Source organism: Frankia canadensis, assembly GCF_900197875.1.
GTDB lineage: Bacteria > Actinomycetota > Actinomycetes > Frankiales > Frankiaceae > Frankia > Frankia canadensis.
The window spans coordinates 24109-47001 of the sequence record NZ_FZMO01000190.1 but is presented as its reverse complement, the minus strand read 5'-3'; the positions used below and the strand labels follow the sequence as shown (position 1 = coordinate 47001).

General features: G+C 75.3%; 7 protein-coding genes. 4 read left to right on the top strand and 3 right to left on the bottom strand.

From position 1 onward, the window contains the following. Positions 1-168 precede the first annotated feature (168 nt). The gene (locus tag C1A33_RS16285) at positions 169-13863 is read left to right on the top strand and encodes a hypothetical protein (protein ID WP_101832338.1); all 13695 of its coding nucleotides are present in this window, start codon (positions 169-171) and stop codon (positions 13861-13863) included. 26 nt (positions 13864-13889) lie between these two features. Here C1A33_RS16285 and C1A33_RS16280 read toward each other — a convergent pair whose 3' ends face one another. Further along, complete coding sequence (locus C1A33_RS16280) at positions 13890-14561, bottom strand: EthD domain-containing protein (RefSeq protein ID WP_165818426.1); 672 nt, start codon at positions 14559-14561, stop codon at positions 13890-13892. A gap of 352 nt (positions 14562-14913) precedes the next feature. Between C1A33_RS16280 and C1A33_RS16275 the strand changes: the two genes are divergently transcribed. Then, positions 14914-16239, top strand: coding sequence for a hypothetical protein (locus C1A33_RS16275; RefSeq protein WP_101832336.1), 1326 nt, complete (start codon positions 14914-14916; stop codon positions 16237-16239). Here C1A33_RS16275 and C1A33_RS16270 read toward each other — a convergent pair. After that, positions 16229-16513 (bottom strand): hypothetical protein, encoded by a 285-nt coding sequence (locus C1A33_RS16270; RefSeq protein WP_101832335.1) that lies wholly within the window; start codon positions 16511-16513, stop codon positions 16229-16231. The two genes, C1A33_RS16275 and C1A33_RS16270, sit on opposite strands and share 11 nt — an antisense overlap. Before the next feature lie 79 nt (positions 16514-16592). Here C1A33_RS16270 and C1A33_RS16265 point away from each other — a divergent pair, with 79 nt between their 5' ends. After that, on the top strand, positions 16593-19148 hold the full coding sequence (locus C1A33_RS16265) for a hypothetical protein (protein ID WP_133150691.1): 2556 nt from the start codon (positions 16593-16595) through the stop codon (positions 19146-19148). Between the two features lie 109 nt (positions 19149-19257). Here C1A33_RS16265 and C1A33_RS36665 read toward each other — a convergent pair whose 3' ends face one another. Further along, complete coding sequence (locus C1A33_RS36665) at positions 19258-19686, bottom strand: hypothetical protein (protein WP_101832333.1); 429 nt, start codon at positions 19684-19686, stop codon at positions 19258-19260. Positions 19687-19715: 29 nt separating this feature from the next. Between C1A33_RS36665 and C1A33_RS16255 the strand changes: the two genes are divergently transcribed. Next, positions 19716-22889, top strand: coding sequence for an AAA family ATPase (locus tag C1A33_RS16255; protein ID WP_423748087.1), 3174 nt, complete (start codon positions 19716-19718; stop codon positions 22887-22889). Positions 22890-22893: the final 4 nt, after the last annotated feature.

Sequence of the window (22893 nt, the reverse complement as noted above, 5' to 3'; positions counted from 1 at the left end):
GCCCGGGGGGGGGGGGTTCGGGATAGGCCGCCGGCACACGGCCCCGGGGTGCCGCCGGCCTATCCCGAACCTCCCCCCACCGGGCCATCCGCCGGCGAGGCGGCTCCCGCCGCGCCGGGAAGGCCGGCCGGTCGGGAGGACAGCGACAGGCCGACGCTGTCGAGGTCGGTGCCCGCACCGGTGTGGACGGCGCTGCTCGGGGTCCGCCATCCGGACGAGGTGGCCCGGCTGAACGAGGCGTGGGGCCAGGTGATGGCCGCCGAACACGCCCTGACGGTGGCGCGCAACGACCTGGAGGCGGCGCTGCCGCCGGTCGACGGTCCGTCGAGCTCGACGGTGGGGGTCCGCGGGCCCAAACGGCGCCAGACGGACGCGCAGTACACCGCCTCCGTCGCCCTCGACGACGCGCGGGTGGCGCTGGACCAGGCCATGGCGGGCGTGGCCGACCTGGGCCACGACGTCCCCCAGGTGCGGGCAGCCTACGAGCGTGCCACCCGCGACTGGAACCGCGGGCGCCCGGGTCTGGGCGGCGGCGCGCCCGCCTCCACCCAGCCGGGGCGCTCCGGCGACGGCGCACAGATCGGCGAGACCAGCACCTCCCAACCCGGCGTTGACACATCCGACCTGACGGATCCAGCGGCTGCCGTCGAGCCGGTTGGCGCGCCCGAACTGGTTCCCGCGCCCGAACTGGTTCCCGCGCCGGAGCCGGTTCCCGCGCCCGAGGTGCTGAGCGTCGACGGTCAACGGTTCGAGACCAGCAGGACACGTTCCGACAGTCGCAGCCTGTTCGACGCCCTGGACGTCAGCGCGCGGGCGCAGCTGCCCGGCTCACGAGGTGTGACAAGGGACGGCGCGGACCCGCGCCTGCAGGTGTACCGGTGGTACACCGGGCCGCCGGGGGACAGCCTGCGCGGCACCGTCGACCAGCCCGGCGGCGAGCGTGACGTGCTGCTCCGGGACCTCGCGGCGGATCTCGACGCGCCCGCCCTGCGGTTCGTCCTGCACGGGTCCCGTGCCGATCCCGATCCGTCCGACCACGCCGATCCCGCCCGGACGGCGGACCTGCGCCAGCAGCTGGAGGACGTCCTCGCCGAGGCAGAGAACCCGTTCGGCCCGCAGTGGCATCGCCTGCTCCAGGTGACGCCGTCGCTCGCCGGGATACCCGACCGTCGCCAGCTTCTCGGTATGCGGCCCAGCGACCTGGTCGCGCGGGCGATCCGCGCCGACGACATGGGGCGCTCCCCGTTCGCCGCCCGGATTCCCCAGATCGTGGCCCATGCCACCGGCCTCGACGTGGTGGTGGTGCGGGCGGACCCGAACACCGGCGAGATGCGGGCCGGCCACCTGAACCCGGGGGAGGAGACCGCGCCGAATCCCGCCGTGTACGTCTACCACGACGGAGTCGACCACTTCGACGCGTTGACGGGCGCCACGGTGGCCGTCCCGATCCCGATGCCGGCGGTTCCTCCCCCGGCCACCGGTGCGCTCGACCGGTTCGCCGTGACGGCCGATGCGGGGCGGGGTGTGCTGGTCGCGGACGGGCTGGCCGATCTCGCGGCCGGTCTCGCGGGCACGCCGAACGTCACGTCGCTCGTCCTGCCGCGCGCCGAGGACGGGAGGCTGGCGCTTCCCGAGCGGGCGGGGGGGCACCTGGTCCCGGTGACCGACGAGCTGCTCGAGCAGGCACTGACGGCGGCGGGCTGGCAGGGCGGCCCGATCCAGATCTGGGCCGCGCGAGCGCCGGCGGCGGGGTCCGCGGCCGCGCCGGGGCCGGATCCTGGGCCGGCCGAGGGCCGGGATGACCCGCGCTACCGCGCGTTCGCGGCGCAGGCGGAGAGCGTCGCCCAGGCGCTGCGGACCGAGGTGTGGATACCCGCGGCGGGCCGCCAGCAGCAGGTGGTGAACGGCCGGCTGGCCGTGGACGGCGGCGCGTGGAACGGGTTCGTGGCGGTGCGGCCGGGCCAGGCCGACGCGGTCGGCGTCGTCCGGCCGCCGCGCTGGCTGGACGTCGCCGCGGACGGTTCCCTGCGCACGGCCGGCGCCCGGTTCGTGCGCTGGCCGGGCGGCATGGCGTCGGTGACCCTCCCGGAGTACCTGCGCCTGTTGCCGGGCCTGCAGGAGCTGGCGCGGACGGACACCGGGGTGTTCGACGTCGTGATCCCGTCACGCGGCGGCGGTCTCGCGCTGCGCAACCGGGACGACAGCCTGACGACTCTCGGGTACGGGCGCCCGCGGGCTGGTGCCCGCATTCTCGGGGCGGACTCCGTCGGTGAGCTCTTCCAGGGGCGTGGCTGGACGCCGGGCCAGGACATCAGGGTGTGGACCCCGGGCGGGCCGGGCGCGTCGGCGGGGATGCTCTCGTCGTTCGCCGACCACTTCCACGTCGAGGTTCTGGTCCTCGACGAGCACAGCCACGGCTCCTTCGACGATCCCGGCGGCCGGCGCCTGCCGGGAAGCGGCCTGCGGGCGGTGGACGACGAGGGGCGATCACGGCCGTGGCAGGTGCTGGGCACCCCGGCGTCGCGGCAGCAGGGCAAGTGGACGTCGGTGGACGGAGCGGCCCTGCGCCGCACGGCCGACGCGGTCGTCCCGACCGGCGCCGGGCTGCGGCTGGCGACACCCGACGGGTACGCGGCGCAGGTGGCCGCGGCCGACGGCGTGGCGGCGCGGGCGGACGTGTTCGAGGTGGAGGGAGACCTCCCCGAGATCAACGATGCCGGCGAGCTCGTCCTGTTCCGCCTGGACGGGACGTCGTTCACGGTGCCGCCCGCCGAGATGCCGGCGTTTCTCGGCCGGCACGGCTGGAACGGCCAGCCGATCGTGCTGGGCCAGCCGCTGTCCCGGGAGCAGCGGCAGACCTGGGCGCGGGTGGGCGAGGCCGCGGGGGCCTTCGTGTTCGCTCCGGCCGCCAGCTTTCGGACCGCCCGGGTGGGCGGCGGGCACCTGCGGGCGGTGTTCAGTACCGCCCGCAACGAGTCCCTCGGGGAATGGGAGGCGCTGCACAGCCCGCAGGGGCGGCCCACGCCGTTGGTGACCGATCCGATCGGGCGGTTGTGGCCGCCGGACGCGCCGGTGGTGCTGCCGATGGCCGCCGCCGGTCTGGCCGCACCCACAGCGCGCCAGTTCCAGCAGCGCCGCGCGCTGTACGCGAACCCCGACCTCGGTTATCCGGCGGGCACCTTCGCCCTCGATCTGGCGTCCCTGCCGGGCGGCGGTCTGGGGGTTCCGATGGGCGACGGGACCGTGCGTCCCCTCGATGAGCAGGGGGCGGCACAGCTCGCGGCCGCCGCCCAGGGGTCGGTCGGGACGGTCGTGCTGTGGACCCCGCCCCCGCTGACCGAACCCGCCTTCACCGAGGCCTTCCGACGCGACGTCGACATCCTGGCCGCCGCGTTCCACAGCCCGGTCGCCTACATCCAGCCAGCACGAGGACTCGATCCGTTCCGGACCCATCGCGTTCCCGGCGGCCGACTCACGAACCCGCCCGGGCAGGAGGGCCTGCCAAGCTACCTGCGCCTGGACGAGCACGGCCAGCTCACCACCATGGCCCACAGCGTGGCGACGTATGAGGGCGGCGCCGTTCTCCTCGGTTCGAGCAGCGTCAACACGCCCGCCTGGCGCGAGGAGCTGGCCCGGTGGGACGCGAGCCTGCACGCGATGGACCCGTCGCTGGCCGGCCTGCCTCTCGTCGTCGTGAACACGGCGACGACCGGGCAGCCGTCGTGGAGCCCCGAGCAGCTGATCCCGCTCGCGCCCGGCAGCGTCATGGACGTCCTGTCGAGCACCCTCGCGGCGGCCCCGGGGGAGCCCCAGCGACCGATGCCCCCGCTCCGGCTGATCTCGACGCGCTCGGGCCCGGGGGCGCAGGTTGACGCGCACCTCGAGACGCTGGCGTCGCAGCTGTCCGCCCGCATCGGCGGCCAGCCGGTGTACGTCGGGATCAACGCCCGAGTCTCCGACGACCTCCGCGACGTCATCGCCGACCGCTGGGTGCTGGTCGTGGCACCGCCCACGGAGGGCACCGGCACGAGCCAGGACCCGTCGCGCCTCGACCATGTGCGGGACAGCCTGACCGGCCAGCTGGTCCGCTACGACCAGGACTTCGACCTCCCGCACCTGGACACCTCGGAGTGGTACCTGGCGGGCGCCTCGATCTCCGATGTCGAGGTGCGCGTCCTCGCCGACGAGGCCGGCCCGTACGGGATCGACCTGTCCGTCCGACCGCTCGGAAGCCGCCCGGGGCAGAGCGTTCCGCCCCGGGCACCGGGCCGTTTCCTGGTGCTCGCCGACGGAAGTCCGGACACGGTCACCGTGCACGTCGACGGGCTCGGTGAACTCGCCATCCCGGCGGAGCAGCTCGCGGCGATCATCCGGCGGTACAATACGGCCACGGTTCCCACGGTCGGACTGATGCTGGCGAGCCTGTCCCGCACGGCCGGCGCGCCGGTGCACGCCGGCATCCCCACTCTGGTGCAGGGCGAGCTGAACATGCCGGTGGAGACGACCCGGCAGGGGGACCCGGACTCCGGCGAACCGGCCTGGCGGCAGGCACCCGCGGCACCGACGCGCTCGCCGTTCACCACCGCCTCCGGGGGACCTGGGCTGAACCTGTGGTCCCCCGACCTCGACCGGCCCACCGCCGGCGACCCCACCGTCAGGGACACCTCGATCCAGCGGGTACGGCAGGCCGCCGACGAGGCCGCCGCCCGCGGGAGGACTCCGGTCGTCGTCGGCAGCCTGGGGGACGGCCGGTTGGCCCTGCCCGGGGCGAACGGGCTCGAGGCGACGGTCCCGCGGATCCTCGCCCGCCACATCGTCACCGCGGCGGCGGCACACGGTCTCGACCCCGCCCTGCTGGAACTCGTCGTCGTCCCCGCGCAGGCCAGCACCGGCGAGGCCGGTCCGCAGGCCAGGTACACCGAGCGCCGTGACCGGTTCACCGCCGAAGTGACCGTCCTGCTGACGGACGCCCCCGCCGGGCGCCCGGACCAGCTGGCGATCCCGGAACCGGCCTATCCGGGTCCGGGCAGTGTGGTGAGCTTCGCCGACGGGCCCTCGATGCAGATCACGCCGGTCCCGCCGGGCGTGTCCCACGACGAGAACGGCCAGCTCACCGCCCTGCTGTACAGCGCGGCGCTCCAACATCCGGCCTCCGGCCCCGCGGCGCTGTACCGCCTGTTCCAGACCGCCCCGGCGCCGGTGGCCACCGCGATCAGGACCGAGCTCGCCTCCTTCCACCAGACCGTGTACGCACCGGGCACCACGCTGTCGCGGGCAGGGGGGACGAGAACCGGCCTCGACCTGGACACGATCGCCGACCTGTTGGGGCTGCGGGTCGAGGAGGTCCCGGCGGATACCGCGGGCCAGCTCCCGGCGCACGACAACCAGACCGTGTACGTCGTCCGTGACACGGGGACGCCCGACGTCCGGTATCTGGCGTTGCGCCCGCTCGGGTTGGACGTGACCGTCGGCCCCGTCGACCCGAACCGGCCACTGCCCGACGACGCGACGGTGCGCACCGCCGTCGACGACGCGCTGCGCATCGTGCGCGCACGCCTCGAGCAGGTGACGCACCCGCCCGCCTACCGCGACCCCGCGCCCGCCCCGGTGGACGAGATCCTGCCCGTCCCGGCGGGGGAGGTGTCGCCGCCGGAGCCGCTGGTCCCGGCCGACGCCACCGAGCGCGAAGCCGTGCGCGGCGTGCGGCGATCCCTGCCGGCCGGTAGGGAGTTCAGCGACGACCAGATCCTTCGGGTGTACCGGGATGTCCGGTCGCGGCCGGCGAACCTGCGGACACCGTCGACAGCTCTGGTCGGCGACGTGGTGGCCACCCTGCTGGGAAGCCCGTTGCCCAGAGTGCGCGGCGGCGCCCCCGCGCATTCCCCGCAGACCCTGCCGGACGGGGGGCTGACGGGCGATCTGGATCACGACTTCGGTACAGCCGAATATCCGACGCATCTGCGGGACAACGAGCGTGACGACCAGGGGTTCGTGCGGGTGAACCCGTTCTTCACGCCGCTCGCCGCCTTCTCCGGCAAGCACCTGGAGGCGGCGCCGGCGGGCGCGTCGTTCCTGTTCTCGGTGGTGGGGGAGTCGGCCGCGGACATCTACCTCGGCAGCGACGACCCCACCTCGCTGGTCTCGCCGGACACCCTCGACGAGGTGTACCAGTGGTCGGCGCGGGCCCGCGAGGCACGCGGCGAGCCGGTGCCGAGCCGGGAGGAGTTCGTCGCGGGCCTGACAGGGCTGCGCCATCCGACCGTGGCGGTGGGGTTCGACGAGGCGGGGGCGACCGTCTCAGTGCCCGTGCGGGTCAGCGGTGCGCTCTACCGGGGTCCGGACGGCGGGCTGGTGATCGACGCGAGTTCCACCAGGACCATGTCCGAACAGGTTCGGGGTGCCATCGACCCGGTCGATCTGCGCCGCTGGCTGCAGAACACCGCGGCGGCGATGAGCGCGCACCTCGGCCGACCGGTCACGGTCGCGCACCTGCCCACGGCCGAGCCGTCGAGCCCGCCGGCCGCGGGCGGCACGACGCCGGGCTCGCCGGCGCTTGTCCTGGACGGCGACGACCTGCGGCAGTGGTTCCTCGACGTGGTCGAGGGCCATCCGGGGGCCGAGCGGACGGCGCCGTCGACGGTGCGGCCCGAGGGAAACCCGTACGGATTCGACAGCCTGCGCGGCGAGTGGGAACGGGAACCACCCGCCGTCCGTCAGGCGAGCGCCCTGGTCGCGCACACCCGCGCCGCCTACCACCAGGCAATCATCCGGTACCGCGCCACCTACCCCGCCCCGTCCGCCACGACAGGGTCCGCCACGACAGATACCGCCACGACAGCAGGTACCGCCACGACAGCGCAGATCCGGCAAGGGCGCGCGGCGCGGGCGGCCCTCGACCGCGCTCGGGACGATTTCACCGAGGCCCGCACCGACCTGGCGGTGCTGCTGCCCGACCCCTCCTTCGAGGAGGAACTCGGGCAGGACGGTGCGCGTCTGGAGCTGCTGCGCGACGCCGAGCCGCCCCCCGGGGTCAGGTTCGACCAGCTTGGCCTGCCGGACGAACACGGCTTCATCCCCTACACGGTGCCGCTGGCGGACGGTGGGACCCTGCGGGCGACGATCCCCCCGCCGGGCGGGACGCGGCGGGACACCCACGGCACCCTCGTCCCCCCGCCCCACCTCGCCGAGGCCGGTGCGGCGGGCACCGGCGAGGGCTCGACCGCGTCCGACGTCAGCGACTACGCCGGGACGGTGGAGCATCAGACGGACGGCGGCTTCCGGATCGGGTCAAGCCCGGGCGACTTCCGGGTCTACGGCCCGAACGGCCAGCTGATCGCACGTGGCATGGAGGTCATGACGCCCTCGGCGTCCCTCGGCCACCTCGACATCGACTGGACGACCGGGCGGGGTCGCGTCACCGACCCGACCGGCGGGACCCGTGACTGGACCGTGACCTCCACGGCGCAGGGCGGCCTGCGCCTGGACGGCCCCGCGGGCCGGTACCAGACCTACGATCGTTCCGGCCACCTCGTCGAGGAGGGCCCCGGCGCCCCGAGCGCCCCGTCGTCAGCCGACGGCCAGGTAATGCTGTCGGGCTCGATGCCGGCCTCGATGTGGGTGCCCGGGCTCGGCGTGACCGATCCGGCGCGGATCGAGGAGGTGGCCACCGCCTGGTTGACCCTGGTGGCGGCGCGCCGCGGCCTGGCAGGCGCCCAGGCCGCGCACGACGTCGTCTTCCCCCGGGCGGACGCCGAGGCCGGGACGTCGACGGCCGCGTCGGTCGCGGGGGGCAAGCGGCCGCAGACCGCGGCGCAGGTGGCGGCCGTCGCGGCACTGGACGCGGCCGGCGACCGTCTCACCCGGGCGGGCGCGGCGCTGGCGGCCTTCGGACTCGACCTCGATGATGTGCGGACGGCCTACGACGACGCCTGGCGCGTCTGGCTGCGCGACCATCAGATCCTGCCGGGCAGCGCGCCGTCCGTGCCGAACCCGCCCGATGACGGCCTCTCCGATGACGGCCTCTCCGACGACGGCCGGCCCGACGATGCGCTCTCGGACGCCGGCTCGCCCGACGACGACCCGCCCGTGGTCGGCGCCGAGGAGCCACCGCCGTCCCACGAGACGATCATCGAGACCGGCGATCCCGAGGTCGGGATGCCCATCGGCGTCGCCACCCCGGCGGCGCCGACCGGACCACTGCTGCACGTCGAAGGCCCTTACCAGCAGGAGTGGTTCCACTCCATCACCGCGGGGCAGGCCTCCGCGAGACCGGAGTCCTTGACGGACGGGCGCGGGCTCCTGAGCGTCGTGCCGCCTGCCGGGGTGCCCTTCGACCGGCTGCGTCCCTCGGACGAGGACGGCCGGTACACCTACCATCTGCCGCTCGCCGACGGCCAGGAGCTGGTCGGCACCCTCGACACCCGCTCCGGGGACGGCGCGGCGCCGAGCGGCGAGCTCGTCGACGCCGACGGAGAGGTCGTCCACACCGGCACCCTGGTCCACCACGACGACGGCAGCGTCCGTCTCGACACCCTCGACGCCGGGTACTCCCTGACCTTCGGCCCGGACGGGCGCCTGACCAGTACCCGCATGGAGATCACGGCGCTCACCGTCCTGGGATCCGTCGACCTCAACCACCGGGACCGCACGGCCCTCGTCGAGATGGGCGACGAGCGTCCCGCGCAGCTGTTCGATCTTCGCCGCGAGGCCGACGGGGTGACGCTCACCCAGCCCGGCGGGAACACCCTGCGCCTCGACCAGGTCGGGAACCTGCTGCACCAGCGGCTGATGCTGAGCGAGTACCCGGACGCGGCCCGCCCGCCCGCCGGGGCCGACGGGTCGACGCCCGCGCCGGCGCCGCGCCCCGCGGGTCAGGTGGACATCGACCTGTCGGGCGACGAACCCGTGGGCACGGTGACCGACCCGGCGGGCGCGACGCGGCAGTACAACGTCCGGTGGCTCCACGACCAGATCCGCCTCGTCGGCAGCGACGAGCGGCGCTACTACGACTTCTTCGGCCTGCTCCAGACCGAGACGCTGACCCTGCGCGACGCGACCGGAACCCCCCTGCCCGGCGACGTCTCCCTGGAGGTGCGCTACACGCGCGGCGACGACGCCGACCCGTACGTCCTCGACGCCGACGACGGCGATCCCCCCGAGGTCGACGTGAGCCGGCACGGCGACGTGTTCCGGCTGACGGACCGGCGCCCGGGTCCGACCCTGGGCGACCACCGTGAGTTCGGCCGCGACGGCCGCCTGCGCGGCGAGCGCCGCACCCTGCTCGAGCCCCCGCCACCCGCGCCTGCGCCGCCCGTCACCACCACCACGACCACCACCGCCACGACCACAACCACGATCACGGCAGCCCCGCCGGTACCCGTGCCGGTGGGCCAGCTGGACATCGACTGGTCGGCGTCCCCGCCGCGGGCCACCGACCCGGCGGACGCCACCCGCACCTGGACGGTCACCTCCGCCCCCGGCGGCGGGCTGCGACTCACCGACGCCGCCGGCGGCCACCGGACCGTCGACGCGGGCGGCCACCTGGTCGACGAGAGCACGCCGCTCGGCCATCCGCTGCGCCCCGCCCTCCTGCGCGACCTCGGCACCGCGAACCTCGACTGGACGACGTCGACCGCCACCACCGTCGACTCCCTCGGCGCGACCCGCACCTGGGGCCTCACCCGGCTCCCCGGCGGCGGTTTCCGCCTCGACGACGGCCCGGCGAGCATGACGTTCGGCGCGGCCGGCGACCTACGCCACCAGGTCGTCGTCCCGCACGACGCCACCGGCGCGCCTCTGACCGGGCAGCTGATCGTCGCCGACCTCACCGCCGCGCCGGGCGGCCAGTACATCCTGACGGGACCGGCCGGCCAGCCGGTCCCGGGCCGCACCGTCGTCCCGCACGGCGGCGGCTACGAGGTGCGCGACACCTCACCGGGCCATCACGGCGACTATCTCCGCTACGGGCCCACCGGCACCCTCGAAGCCGAGCGGCGCACGCTCACCGACCCGCCGGCCGCCGCCCTGGCCGCGGTGGGCAGGGCGTCCGGGCACATGCTGATCGACTGGAACGCCGCCACCGCGACCCTGCACCCGGCCGCGCCCGCATCGACCACGCCGGCGCTGGCCGTGACCCTCGCCGTGCCCGCCGTACCCCCCGTACCCGCCGTGCCTCCCGCACCCTCTGTCTCCGCCGCACCGGTCCCGAGCATCCTCTGGAGAGTCACCGGGAGGCCAGGCGGAGGCGTCGACCTGCGTGACGCCCGTGGTGACGGGCCGAGCTACGCCGCGGACGGCACACTCGTCGCCGAACGGGTGCGGATGACCAACCCCGCGCATCCGACCCAGGCCAACCGGGACCTCGGCCAGGTCGAGATCGACTGGGCTGCCCGCACGGCCACCACCCACGACCTGCTCGCGAACATGCGCGCCTGGACAGTCAGCCCCACCGGCCTGGGCGGGTTCGCGCTCACGACCCCGAGCGGGGAGCGCCGCGACTTCGACGCCGCCGGCAACCTGCTCACCCAGCAGGTCCCGCTGCGCACCTCCGGCGGCGCGGCACTGGACGGCCGTCGCCTGCACCTGGACCACCGCGGCGGCACCGGTGCTGGCCCGGCCTTCACCCTGCATGACCGTCGTGGAGCGCCGGCGGGAGTCACGGTGACCCGAGCGGCGGGCGGCTACCGGCTCACCGATGCCTCCGGCGGCCCGCACCGCGGCGACTGGCAGGAGGTCGACGAGGAGGGCCGGCTGCTGCGGGAACACATCACCTTCCTCGACCAGCGCGGCCAGCCCGACGGCACCCACTTCGACGTCGACCTGACCGCCACACCGCCGAGGTGGGTCCGTGCGGGCACCGCGGGCCCGCGCACCGTCCCGGCCCCGGGTGGGGGGACCCGGCCCGCCTACAACGCCGCCGGCCGTGCCGACGCCGGGCAGGACGGCAGCCTGCGTCTCGTCGGCGCGGACGGCACGCCGTTCTACTCCCGGGAGATCCTCGGCTCGGGCCGTCGGCTGGAGGTCCTGCGCGCCCCGGGCGGCGCCCGGTACTGGCACGAGTGGGACGGCGGGCGCGCCGGCCTGCACGGCGACACCGTCGCCCGTGGCACCCGGCGTTTCGGCGTGGAGTCCGACGGGGCGGTCTGGTCGGACCTCGCCCACGGCCTGATTCGCAACGTCCTCGTTCGGGAGGGCCGGCGCACCCTCGACAAGGGGATGGTGCGTGGCGAGCTCCAGCCCGACGGCTCCTGGCGCTGGTTCCGCTACGACCGCGACGGCCGCCTCGTGATGCAGGGGATCCGTCAGCGCGGCCGCAGCACCACCGACCTGATCACCGTATCCTCCCCTCCGTCCGGGTCGGGCGTGGCGCCCGTCACCACGTCCGGGTCAGGCGTGGCGCCGGTCACCGCGACCGGGTCGGGTGGGGTCGTGCAGCGGTCCTACAGCACGAGGAGCCGGTTGCCGCGCGTCCTGCACTACCGCGAGTCCCCGGTGATCCAGGACCCCGGCGGCGGGACCCACGTGTCGCCCCTCTACCAGGAGATCTCTCCACAGGCCAAGGAGACCGGGAGCCTGGAACCGGTCGCCGGCGGCCACACGCTGAAGATCACCCGCTATGCCGAGCAGCGGCCGCCGCAGTTTCTCTGGCAGACACGGGACGCGGTGACGGGCGCCGCCTACCGGCAGATCGCCCGCTTCTTCGGCGCCGAGTGGGGCCGGGTCGACTTCCCGAACCCCGGCATGCTCTTCGCCGACAGCCGCTACCAGGTGTACCGGTGGGAGGAGAAGAACGGCACCGACCTCACGACCGCCGCGACCGTCGCCCGGGGCGTGCGGGTGATGACCCCGGACGGATCGTTCGCCGACTTCACCGTGGACGGGTACTTCGTCCGCGGCGCGCTCAAGCTGGACGACGGCAACACCGTCGAGATCGGCCGGCTGGCGGACACCTGGCCGTCCCTGGAGGGCGACCTGCCCACGGGCGCCGCTCGCGTTCTGTCCTGGCGCAACCTCACCACCGGCGAGATCGGCGAACGGCATCTGCTCGGGGGCGGCCCGGGATGGATCGACACCATCCAGCCGGGCGGCCTGTCCGCTCCCCGCCTCGTCGTCCGCCACACCGACCCCCGGGGCAACGTCGTCTCCTACCTGGGCCCGAACCCGCCGGTCTATCAGCAGAACCCGCCGGCGGGCGGCGTCCACTTCACGCCTCGGACGACGGGAGCGATGATCACCCGCAACACGATGGGTGAGATCGTCGGGCGCCGCGACACCTTCGCCGACCCAGCCCTCCCGCACGGTCCGAGCGTCGCCACCGTCGCCGTCACCGGTACCGGCACGCCTTCCCGCGGCACGACCTGGACCTGGAGAGACGGCACGAACACCGGCCTGCGCGTCAGCAGCCGCAACCACCAGTGGACCGGCAGCTGGGACGACTCCTTCCGCGACTACCAGCAGATCACCGCGGGCACCCAGACCCGGATTCGCGACGTCCGTTCCCTCGGCAAGGCGGCCACGCTGTTCTCCTGGCGGGACAGCACGGGCGCCTGGCACTCCGAGATCCGTGACCCCTCGGGCACGGTGAAGGTGGGCAGCGCGGGGCGCCGCGAGTGGCGCACCGCGGACGGCCGTGGCTGGCAGGCCGACGTCCCGCCCGGCACCGATGCCACCGACTGGCGTGACGTCGACCCGGCCGACGCACAGCGGGTCCTGCGCGAACAGGCCGACGGGCGGGTCCGCGAGTACATCCGGCCGCGCCTGGTGGGCCAGCCGAGCGGAACCGGTGAGTGGCGGGAGTACGACCAGGGTGACGTGTTCCGCGAGCGCAAGGAGACCTCCGCGGGCTCGGGCGTGTACCGCGAGTCGGAGAAGTTCCACAAGCAGTGGCGGGAAACCGACGCGAACGGTCGGCTGCTGCGGTATCGCAGCCTGTCCGGGCGAGTGTGGGAGCGTAGCCCCGCCGGCCGCTGGCGGCTCCTGCCCGGCACGTCGTTCACGCTGGTCGGCCGGGAGTTCGAGTACCGCGGCCCGCTCAACCAGTTCCGCGGCTATCTCCGGGAGTGGAAGGAGTCGAACCGACTGCAGTACGCGGCGGTGGACGGCCTGGCCGGGACGTTCGTGCCCCGCGACCGGCGCGTCCTGCAGAAGGCGGCGTTCGACTTCGCCCAGGAGCTCGCGATCGACATCCCCGCCCGGATCCTCGCGAACGCCGCGGTGAACAGAGGGAAGTTCCGATCCGAGGACTGGGGCCGCATCTTCACCGCCGCCGCGATCGGCGCGACGATCAAGACGGCGAACAGCCTCCTGCACGACACGTGGAGCCCGCTGAGGTCCTGGAAGGACGGCATCGCCAACGTCGACGGCGGCAAGCACTACACCCGCAACCCGTACAACCACGACAAGCACTGGGACAACGAGTGGGCCGGCCCGGAGAACCCGCCCCGCTGGCGCGGCACCGCCTACGACTACTTCCAGGCCACGCTTCTCATCGGCTTCCTGGCCTCGTTCGTCGCGACCGCCACGACGTCGTCGGCATTCGGGCTTCCCTCGGCGTATCTGCCCCTGAGGGGCCGGGATGCGCTGACGGCCGGCGCGGTCGCCGGGGGTGGCACCCTGCTGTCGGGCATCTTCCTCGGCGGGCCGCGCACCATCGCCGTTCAGCTGAGCTCGGGCCGCTACTTCCACCGCGGCGGTTCCGCGGACATCACCCTGGCCTTCGTCATCCGGTTCGTGGAACGCACGATCGCCCTCCTCGCGCTGCGTGCCCTGGGTCTGCGCGCGCGGACCCCACCCCGACTCCTGACCGACGGCGGTTCCGGGACCTCGGGCTCCGGCGGCGAGGCCGTCGCCACGCGCACACCATGAGACCGCCGACCCGTCCGCCGGCGCGCCTACACGCGCTGCATCATCCCGCCGACGAAGGTGGCCCGGTCGAGGTGCCCCTGCTCGTCCTGGGCGAGTGCCTCACCGGTCCCGGGCTTCGAGACGCTGCGCAGGAAGTCGGCGTAATCGGTCCAGGTCAGGTTGTCGTAGGAGTCGAACGCGCGGTAGGCGAAGCCGGCGTCGCGCGAGGCCAGCTCGCTCAGCTCAGGCTCGACGTGCACCTGGTCGTAGGCCAGCAGTTCGGGGGCGAGCAGTCCACTCGCCAGCGGCCCGTGCTGGTCCCGCCACCAGGTCCGCATCTGCTCGAGGGTGGTACCCGGTACGCGCTGGAAGGTGAGTGAGAGGAATGTGTACGCCGCGCGTGGTTCGATGGTTTCGTAACCGGGCCCGACCAGCACGATGGAGTTTCGTGTGTCCACGATGTCGGTGAGCAGCGCACCGATCGCCCCGGCGGCCGCGCGCAGATCGTCCAGGCGATCTGCGGGAGTGGAGAACTCCGCCGCTCCCTCGACGCCCTCCGCGCTCCCGGCGCCGTTTCCCCCGGAGTGTTCCTCCGGGTGCCGGACACCGATGCGGACCGCGAGGTCGAGGGAGCCGGCCAGCTCTTCCAGCCTGGGCCGGCGTGACGTCAACGCCGCGAAGAACTGTTCCTGGCTGACGTCATCCGGAGAATGTAACATGAATGCGAGTCGTGCGATTCGCGTGTAGGGCATGAGAATTCCTCCCTGGGCGGCGGCTCGGAGGTTCCGGCGGCGCCGTGACTCCGGTTGTCACGGTGCATTCCATTGTGACGGTAAGGCGAGATGTCGCGTCTCGGTGTTTTTTCTATGCGATCGTCGGGGGACCGTCAATCAACGGCCGTCCCCGGCTTGCCGGTCCGCACCGGGCCGTCACCGTCCGGCGTCCCGACATTCAGGTGAACGCTGGCGGTGCCTCCACGCGTGCTTGCAGGGACGCGATGGCGGTGACGCGGTCGCGGGGCGCGTCGGCGTGGCGGCCGGGAGCGCGTCCCGCCTGGCGGAAGGACGAGCGGTGACGGAGGCTCTGGAGCGCGACGGCGCCCCCGACAGCGCCGGCGATGCCGAGACCTGGCACCGGGCGCTGCTCGGCCTCGCCGGCCGGCTGCCCGATGATCTCGTCTGCGAGGCGCGCGCGTGGCTCGCCGCCGACCTCCGGCTCGACGTCGCGCAGGCGATCGCGTTCACCGCGACCGGCGGGCAGGTCGATCTCGACGATGCCGAGCTACGCCTGATCCGCGACGAGCTGGCCGGGTCGGGCCTGGACGGCGACCTCGTGCTGGCACTCGACCAGCTCACCCGCGACCCGGCGCCGGCTCCCGGCGTTCCCGGTCCCCACTCGACGATCTCCCAGCCGTCCGGATACCAGAGGCCGGGTGAGCAGCCGCCGGGATCGTTCCCGGACGCCGCGTCGGCGCCGGTCGTGCCGCCCGTGGGGGTGGCGTGGGAGTTCCGCTCCGGGGATCCGGCCGACGACGGTCCCGGCGCCGCGATGCCGCGGGATCTCACCGGCGACCCCGGCGCGGTGCCGCTGTCCGTCATCGACCAGGCGATCGTCGACGCCGTGCGGGACGAGCCGACCGCCGTCGGGCTGTGGCGCTCCTGGCGGGTGCCGGCGGGCGGCCTGTCCTGGCCGCGACCCAGGCGGGTCTACATCGTCACCGTCGCGTCCATGCCCCCGGTCGAACCGCCGTCACTGCCGTCACCGCCGTCTGAGCCGGCGGCGAGCCCGCTCGCACGATCGCGTCCGGCGCAGGTCGCCGCCCGGCTGGGGGCGGTGCTGGCCGCGACCGGGGAGCTCGACCCGCAGGTCGAGGTCTGCCCCACCGGCGTCGAGCCACCCTCCTACCAGGGGTGCGCCCGGCTGTGCGGCGCGTTGCTGTGGGCACGCCGACCGGCGGCCGAGGTGACGATCGCCCGGGTCTTCGACGAGGTCGACCCGGTGACCGGGCCTGGGTTCGCCGCCGACCGGCCGCGGCTGTCCGATCCGGACACCCGGGCCGACCTGCTGCGGCGGCTCGACCTCGGCATACCGGTGCTCGGCACGTCCGCCCGGATGACCGACGTCCTGGACCCGGACCGCGGCGAGGTCGTGCCGATGACCTTCCGCACGGACGGAGTGTGGGTCTGGACCGACACCACGTCCTACTACCTGGACCAGCACGGCATCGTTCCCGATCCGGACCTGGTCCGCCACCTGCTGGCCGACCCCGCCGCCGCTGACGCGGACGAGGTGGCGCTGCACCGGGTGCTGGCCAACCTGCTCGGACGGCCCACACGGGAACCGGTGTGGGTCGTTCCCCAGATGGACGAGCCGACGAGCGCGCCGGTCATGCCGTGAGCCGTCGCCCGGCCACGGCGATCGCCTCACCGCCGGCCACACGACCCGGCGCCGCCGCCAGCGCGCCGGCCGGCCGGGCGTTGTGGGACGCCGCGTCCCCGCGGGTGGGGCCGGCGGGCGTACCGGCCCCGATGGCGCTGCCGTCCGCCACCGTGCCGTTTTCCACCGTGCCGTTCTCGACCGCGCAGTCCGCCGCCGGGCCATCCGTCGGCGGGCCGGAACCCGTCCGGGAACGTCGTGCCTGGACGCCGCCGTGGCCGAGCTGCGCGGGCATCGCCTGGCCCGCCGACGGCCGACCCGTGCCCTGGCGGGTCGACCCTCCGGTGCCGGCACGCCGGTCGGCGGCGCGACGGATGCCACGGCGACCAGCCGCACCAGCCGGCCCGGCTCACCTGGCCGACCCGGTGGATCCGGTCGTGCGCCGGCTGCTGGCGGACAGCTGGGCGACCCCGGCCGGCCGCTTCCTGATCGAACCCTGGACCTCCCCGCAGCGCCTCCCGCCCGCCCCACCCGGCCTGTTCGCGGTGCATCTGGGGGTGGGCGCGGCCGGTTTCCAGGTGTCCGGCCGGCCGGTGCCGCCGGCGACACTCGCCCGGCTGATCCGCGCCTGCCCCGAATGGCGAGGGCGGCCGCTGCTCCTGCTCCCGCGTCCCCAGCCAGCGCCCCATCGACTCGCCCGGCTCGCCTGCGCGCTGGTCGCCAGCCTCGCCGTGCCGGTCCACACGGCCAACGCCGGCATCTGGCAGCTTGCGGGGATCGCCTTCACGGGAGGCACCTTCGTCCGGTGGCAGCCCACCCGACCGGAGCGCACACCCGCCGGGCCGGTCGACGTCGGTGGCTGGCTGCCCCGATCCGTCGCCGTCGCGGTCCGCGCGCAGATCCCGATCACGCCCCTGCCCCTGCCCCTGCCTTCGCCGCCGACCTGGTGGGCCAGTTCCGGGCGCGACGTGCTGACACTGCCGGCGGTCGTGCGCCGCGGACTGCCCGCCGCCGCGGACGCGGGCGCCGCGGACAGGCCCACCGACGGCGCCGGGGATGGCGCCGGGCCGGCGGCGGCCCGGCGGACGGCCCGCCGCCCCCGTCGCTTCGGGTTGCGCGCGTCCCGCGCGCATCGGGCAGCCGCCGCGACCGACACGGTGCCTGGCGCGGTCGGCGCCCCGCTGTCGGCACCCGCCGGTCCGGGCGGTGGCGTCGGTCCACCCGCGGACCTCGACGGGCACGTCCTCGCGGCGCGCGACGGCCGGTCCGGCACTCCCGTCGACGCGGCGGGACGAACGCCCACGGAGACCGCCACGCCCGTCCCGTCAGCCACAACCGTGCCGGCGGTGTCGCCTGTACCGCCCGCTACACCTGTGCCGTCTGCCACGTCTGTGCCGCCAGCGTCGCCTGTGCCGCCAGCGTCGCCCGTGCCGCTGGCGGCGCCCATGCTGCTCGCCTCGGCCATGCCGGCCGTCCCGGCCGCCGTCGCGGCGACGGCGAGGATCCGCGGCGCCGACGACGCGGCCGTCCCCTGGCATCAGGGCGTGCACTCCCGGGCAGCGTTCACCGGTTCCGGCGCGGTCGGCGGGCCGGAACCGGGGACGGCCACGGGCGGCGGCGCACCGCCCGTCGGCCGGCCCGCGGACGGCGGCTCGGCCGAGAGCCGCCCGGCACCCCTCCCGGCGACGGCGCCGGGCGCCGCCACCGCGGACATGCCGAGGGCCTCGCGCGTGGATGACGGGTCGGCACCCGGCGGGCGTCGCCCCTGGTGGGCCGTTGCGCCGCGGTCGGCGACGGCCGACCGCGACCAGCTGCGGTCCCTGCTGGGCTGGCGGTACGAGGGCCACGCGCGCGCGGTGCTCAGCGCACTCGCTCTGCATCCCGGCCTGCGCGCGGCGGCCGGCGACCAGGACGTCCTGACCGGCCTGGTCTGCGTCCGGGCCTACCTGGCGGCGTGCGGCGCACCGGCCGGCACCGCCGCCGCGGACCTCGCGGCCACGGGGGACGCGGCCACCGGAGACGCGGCCACCGGAGACGCGGCCACCGGAGACGCGGCCGCGGGGGACGCGGTGAACGAGGCCGCGCAGACGGCCGCGGAGCAGGTGCTGGCGGCGGTGGACATGGTGCTGCGCGGCGAGGGCCCCGGACCGGCCGACGCGGTGCTGGTCGCCCGGTGCGCCTGCGCGGGGCTCGCCCGGCTGCCCGCGATCGTCGGACCGGTCCACGCCGTCGCGGATGTGCACCCCGGCGTCGTCGGTCGCCACCAGGTCGGTGACGTGCTGGTCGAACCGGCCTTCCTCGAGGTGTCTCCGGTGGCCGCACGCACCGTCGGGCACACCGTGGAGTACGCCATCTGGTCCTCGACGGCCCGCCGGACGTCCCTGCTCGCGCAGGACCTTGCCCCGGCCTCCGGCGGCCGGCTGCCGGACGCGCTGTTCGCCGCGGGCACCCGGTTCGTCGTCCTCGCCGTCGACCAGGCCGTGTCCGCGGATCAGGCCGTGTCCGCCGATCAGGCCGTGTCCGCCGACCGGAGCGCACCCGCGGACCAGGCCGATGCCGTGCCCGTCGACCAGGCCGGCGCGGGGCTGTCGGCGCGGGCCGGGGCGCGCGGGCGTGAGGTCGGTGAGGCGGGTGGCGGCCCCGGCGCGGTGACGCGGGTGCTGCTGCGCGAGCTGGTCGCCGGGCGCGGCGACCAGGCCGCCGACGAGCGGGCGCTGCGCCGACTGCGCGAGAGCTCGCCGACGCGGGCCGGTGCCGCGGCGGCCCCGGCGATGCGGGCGCCGCGACGCGCTGTCGGCGTCGGCGTCGACGGCCGGACCTTCGATCCGGAGGGGGGCCGTCCCGTGCCCGGGCATGACCCCGCCGCCCCGACCAGCCGTCCCGACCAGCCCAGCCAGTCATACCGGACCCGTCCAGGGAGCCCGCGATGAGCGCGACCGTCCTGTCCGTCTCCGCCACGGACGCCGACTGCGTGAGCGGCGTCGCCCGCGCGCTCGTCGCCGCCGGTCCGGGCGACACCGTCGCCGTGCGCCCAGGGCACTACCGGGAGGCGCTGGTGTTCACCCGCGACGTCGTCCTCGTCGCGGAGGAGGGCCCGGGCAGCGTCGTCCTGGAGGTGCCGCCCGGCGCCGCCCTGCTCGTGGCCTCCGGCCGGGTGGCGCTGCACGACATGGTCCTGCGCGGCGGGGACGAGCAGCTGCCGCTCGTGCAGGTAGCGGGCGGCGTGCTGCGGATGGAGGACTGCGAGGTCCACGCGGGCTCGCCCGCGGCCGTGCATCTGCGCGGCGGGCAGGTGTCGATGCGCGGCGGGCGGATCGTCACCTCCGCCGGCGCCGGGATCGTCGCCGACGCGGGCAGCGGCGAGTTCGCCGACGTCGTCGTGGAGGCCCGCGGCGGGCCGGGGCTCATCGTCGCCGGCACGGCGGCGCCGGTGCTGCGCGGCTGCGAGATCCGCGGCGTCGACGGCACGGCGTGCTCGCGGCCGCAGCGGGTCGCCGCTGCTGGAAGGCTGCCGGATCGGCGCGGCGGAGGGCTTCGGCGTCCTGGTCCAGCAGGAGAGCAGGCTGCGGCTGGTGGGCAGCGAGGTGGCCGGCGGGCGGGCCGGGCTGGTGGCCGCCGACACCGCCGTCGCCGTCCTCGACCGCTGCCTGCTGCGCGACGCCTCGGGGCACGGGGTGGTCACCCGCGACCGGGCGGCGCCGCGGCTCGTCGGGTGCGTCGTCGCGGATCCCGCCGGCCACGGCCTGCACGCGGCGGGGCGTTCAACCCCGACGCTGGAAGGCTGCGAGGTGCGGGGCAGCGGCGCCGCCGGGGTGGTCGTCGACGACACCGCCCGCCCGGTGCTGCGCGGCGGGACGCTCACCGGCTGCGCGGACGTCGGCGTGCTGCTGATCGGACGGTCCGGCGCGCGGCTGGAGGGCGTGCGGGTCGAGGGCAGCCCGATCGGCGTCGCGGTGGAGGGCGACGCGGAGCCGGACATCACCGGTCTGTCCGTGGAGGACGTCACCTACGGCCTGCACGCCAGTGGCGGCGCCGGCCGGGTCGCCGACAGCGGGGTGCGCGCGGCGCGCCGCGGGGGGGTCCGGCTGGCCGGCGAGGCACGCATGGCGTTGCACAACGTCTGGACCACGGGCGGCCGCGTCGGGATCGAGATCGTCGAACGGTCCGCGCCCGACCTGCGCGCCATCGAGGTCGACGGGGCCCGCGACGCCGCCATCGTGGTGCGCGATCATGCCCATCCGACGTTGACCGGCGTCCGGGCGCACGGCACCACCGGTCCGGGGCTCGTCCTGGGGCCGGGCAGCCAGGCGCGGATCGCGGACGTCGAACTGGTCGGCAACAGCGGCCCCGGGATCCTGGTGGAGACGACGTTGCCGGTGACGGTCACCGGCGGTGTCGTGCGGGGCAACGGCGGCGCCGCCGTCGAGGTGGTGACCCCCACCCACCAGGTGCGGCTGACCGACGTCGACACCGGCCACAACAACGTCCCCGTCGATCTCGCCGGCGGGGCGGCATCGGGCGGGTACGGTGCCGCGTGGCCGACGGCCGGACCGGCGGCGTCGGGCGTGCTCACGCCCGACGGCATGCCGCCGCCCAGCAGCGTGCGACCGCCGAACGAGACGCCCCGGGCGGGTGGTGCGCCGTCGGCCTGGGGCACCGCACGGCTGGGCGACGCGCCGTCGCCCACCGGCCCCATGCCCGGTGACCCCGCGGCGAGCGTCCCCGTACCTGATCACCAGAGGCCTGATCACCAGAGGCCTGATCACCAGCCTCCGGGCGGGCAGGTGCCAGGCAGGTCGCTGCCGGGGCAGCCGACGCCGGCGGGTGGGGACGCTGGTGGTCCATCGGCGCCGGGCGCGCTGGCGGCCGGCGGTGCGTGGCCGGCCGACTCGACCGCGGGACCCTCCTCACCGCAGCCGTCGCCGGGCGGTGCGTCGCCGGGCGGTGCGTCGCCGGGCGGTGCGTCGCCGGGCGGTGCGTCGCCGGGCGGCGGCGCGGGGCCGGGGGCGCCGTCGGACGCCGTGGCGGCGCTGCTCGCCGAGCTCGACGCGCTCGTCGGCCTGGAGGGCGTCAAACGGGAGGTGGCGACGCTCGTCGGGCTGCACCAGGTGGCCAAGCGGCGGCGCGAGGCCCGGCTCAGCGTCCCGCCGATGTCGCGCCATCTGGTCTTCGCCGGGCCGCCCGGCACCGGCAAGACGACGGTCGCCCGGCTGTTCGGCCGCATCCTCGCCGCCCTCGGCGTCCTGTCGAGCGGAAAGATCGTCGAGGTGGCGCGCGCCGACCTCGTCGCCGAGCACGTCGGTGGCACCGCGGTGAAGACGACCGCGAAGGTGGAGGAGGCCCTCGGCGGCGTGCTGTTCATCGACGAGGCGTACACGCTGACCCCCGACGGGGGGCACGACTTCGGCCGGGAGGCCATCGACACGCTGGTCAAACTCATGGAGGATCACCGCGACGACATCGTGGTCGTCGTCGCCGGCTACTCCCCGCAGATGCGGTCCTTCCTCGCCGCCAACCCGGGCCTGCAGTCGCGCTTCTCCAGGACCATCGAGTTCGACAGCTATTCGAACGACGAGCTGGTCACGATCGTCGAACGGCTGTGCCGCAGCCACCACTACGCGTTGGAGTACGAGACGCAGCAGGCGCTGCTGCGCCACTTCGCGGGTCTCGCCCGCTCGGAGACGTTCGGCAACGCCCGCGTCGCCCGCCAGGTGTTCGAGGAGATGCTCGGCCGCCAGGCGTACCGGCTCGCGGCCACCCCCGACGTGCCCGAGCTCGAACTCGCCCGGCTGCTGCCCGAGGATCTCGGCGAGCGGGAGGAGGTGAGCGACGCCGAGTCCGGCGAGCAGCGCCGCGCCGTCGACGGTCTGCTGCGCCGCCTCGACGCGATGATCGGCCTCGCCGAGGTGAAGCGGGACGTCGCCGACCTCGTCGACCTCATCGCCTCGGCGAAGGCGCGCCGCGAGGCGGGACTGCCGGCGCCGTCGCTGTCGCGCCACCTCGTCTTCGCCGGTCCGCCCGGCACCGGCAAGACGTCGGTCGCCCGCCTGTACGGGCAGCTGCTCGGCGCCCTCGGGGTGCTGCGCACCGGGCAGCTGGTCGAGGTGGCCCGCGCCGACCTCGTCGGCCAGTACGTCGGGCACACGGCGGTCAAGACGACCGAGGTGTTCCAGAAGGCCCGCGGCGGCGTGCTGTTCATCGACGAGGCGTACACGCTGAGCGCGCACGGCGAGGGCCACGACTTCGGCCGGGAGGCCATCGACACGCTGGTCAAGCTCATGGAGGACCACCGCGACGACATCGTCGTCATCGCCGCCGGTTACACCGGGGACATGGCCCGCTTCCTGGCCAGCAACGCCGGGCTCGCCTCCCGGTTCAGCCACCAGATCACCTTCGCCTCCTACGCCGCCGACGAGCTGGTCGCGATCTTCGAGCGGATGGCCCGGTCGTCCGGCTACGAGCCGCAGGGCGACGCGCTGGAGCTGTTGCGCCGTCACTTCGGCGGCGTCCAGCGCGGCGACACCTTCGGCAACGGCCGCTACGCCCGCCAGACGCTCGACCGGGTGATCGTGCGCCAGGCCGGCCGCCTGCGTGCCCTGCCCGCTCCCACCACCGCCGACCTCCAGAACCTGCTCGCCGCCGACGTCGCCGCCGCCCTCACCCCCCGGTAGGCGC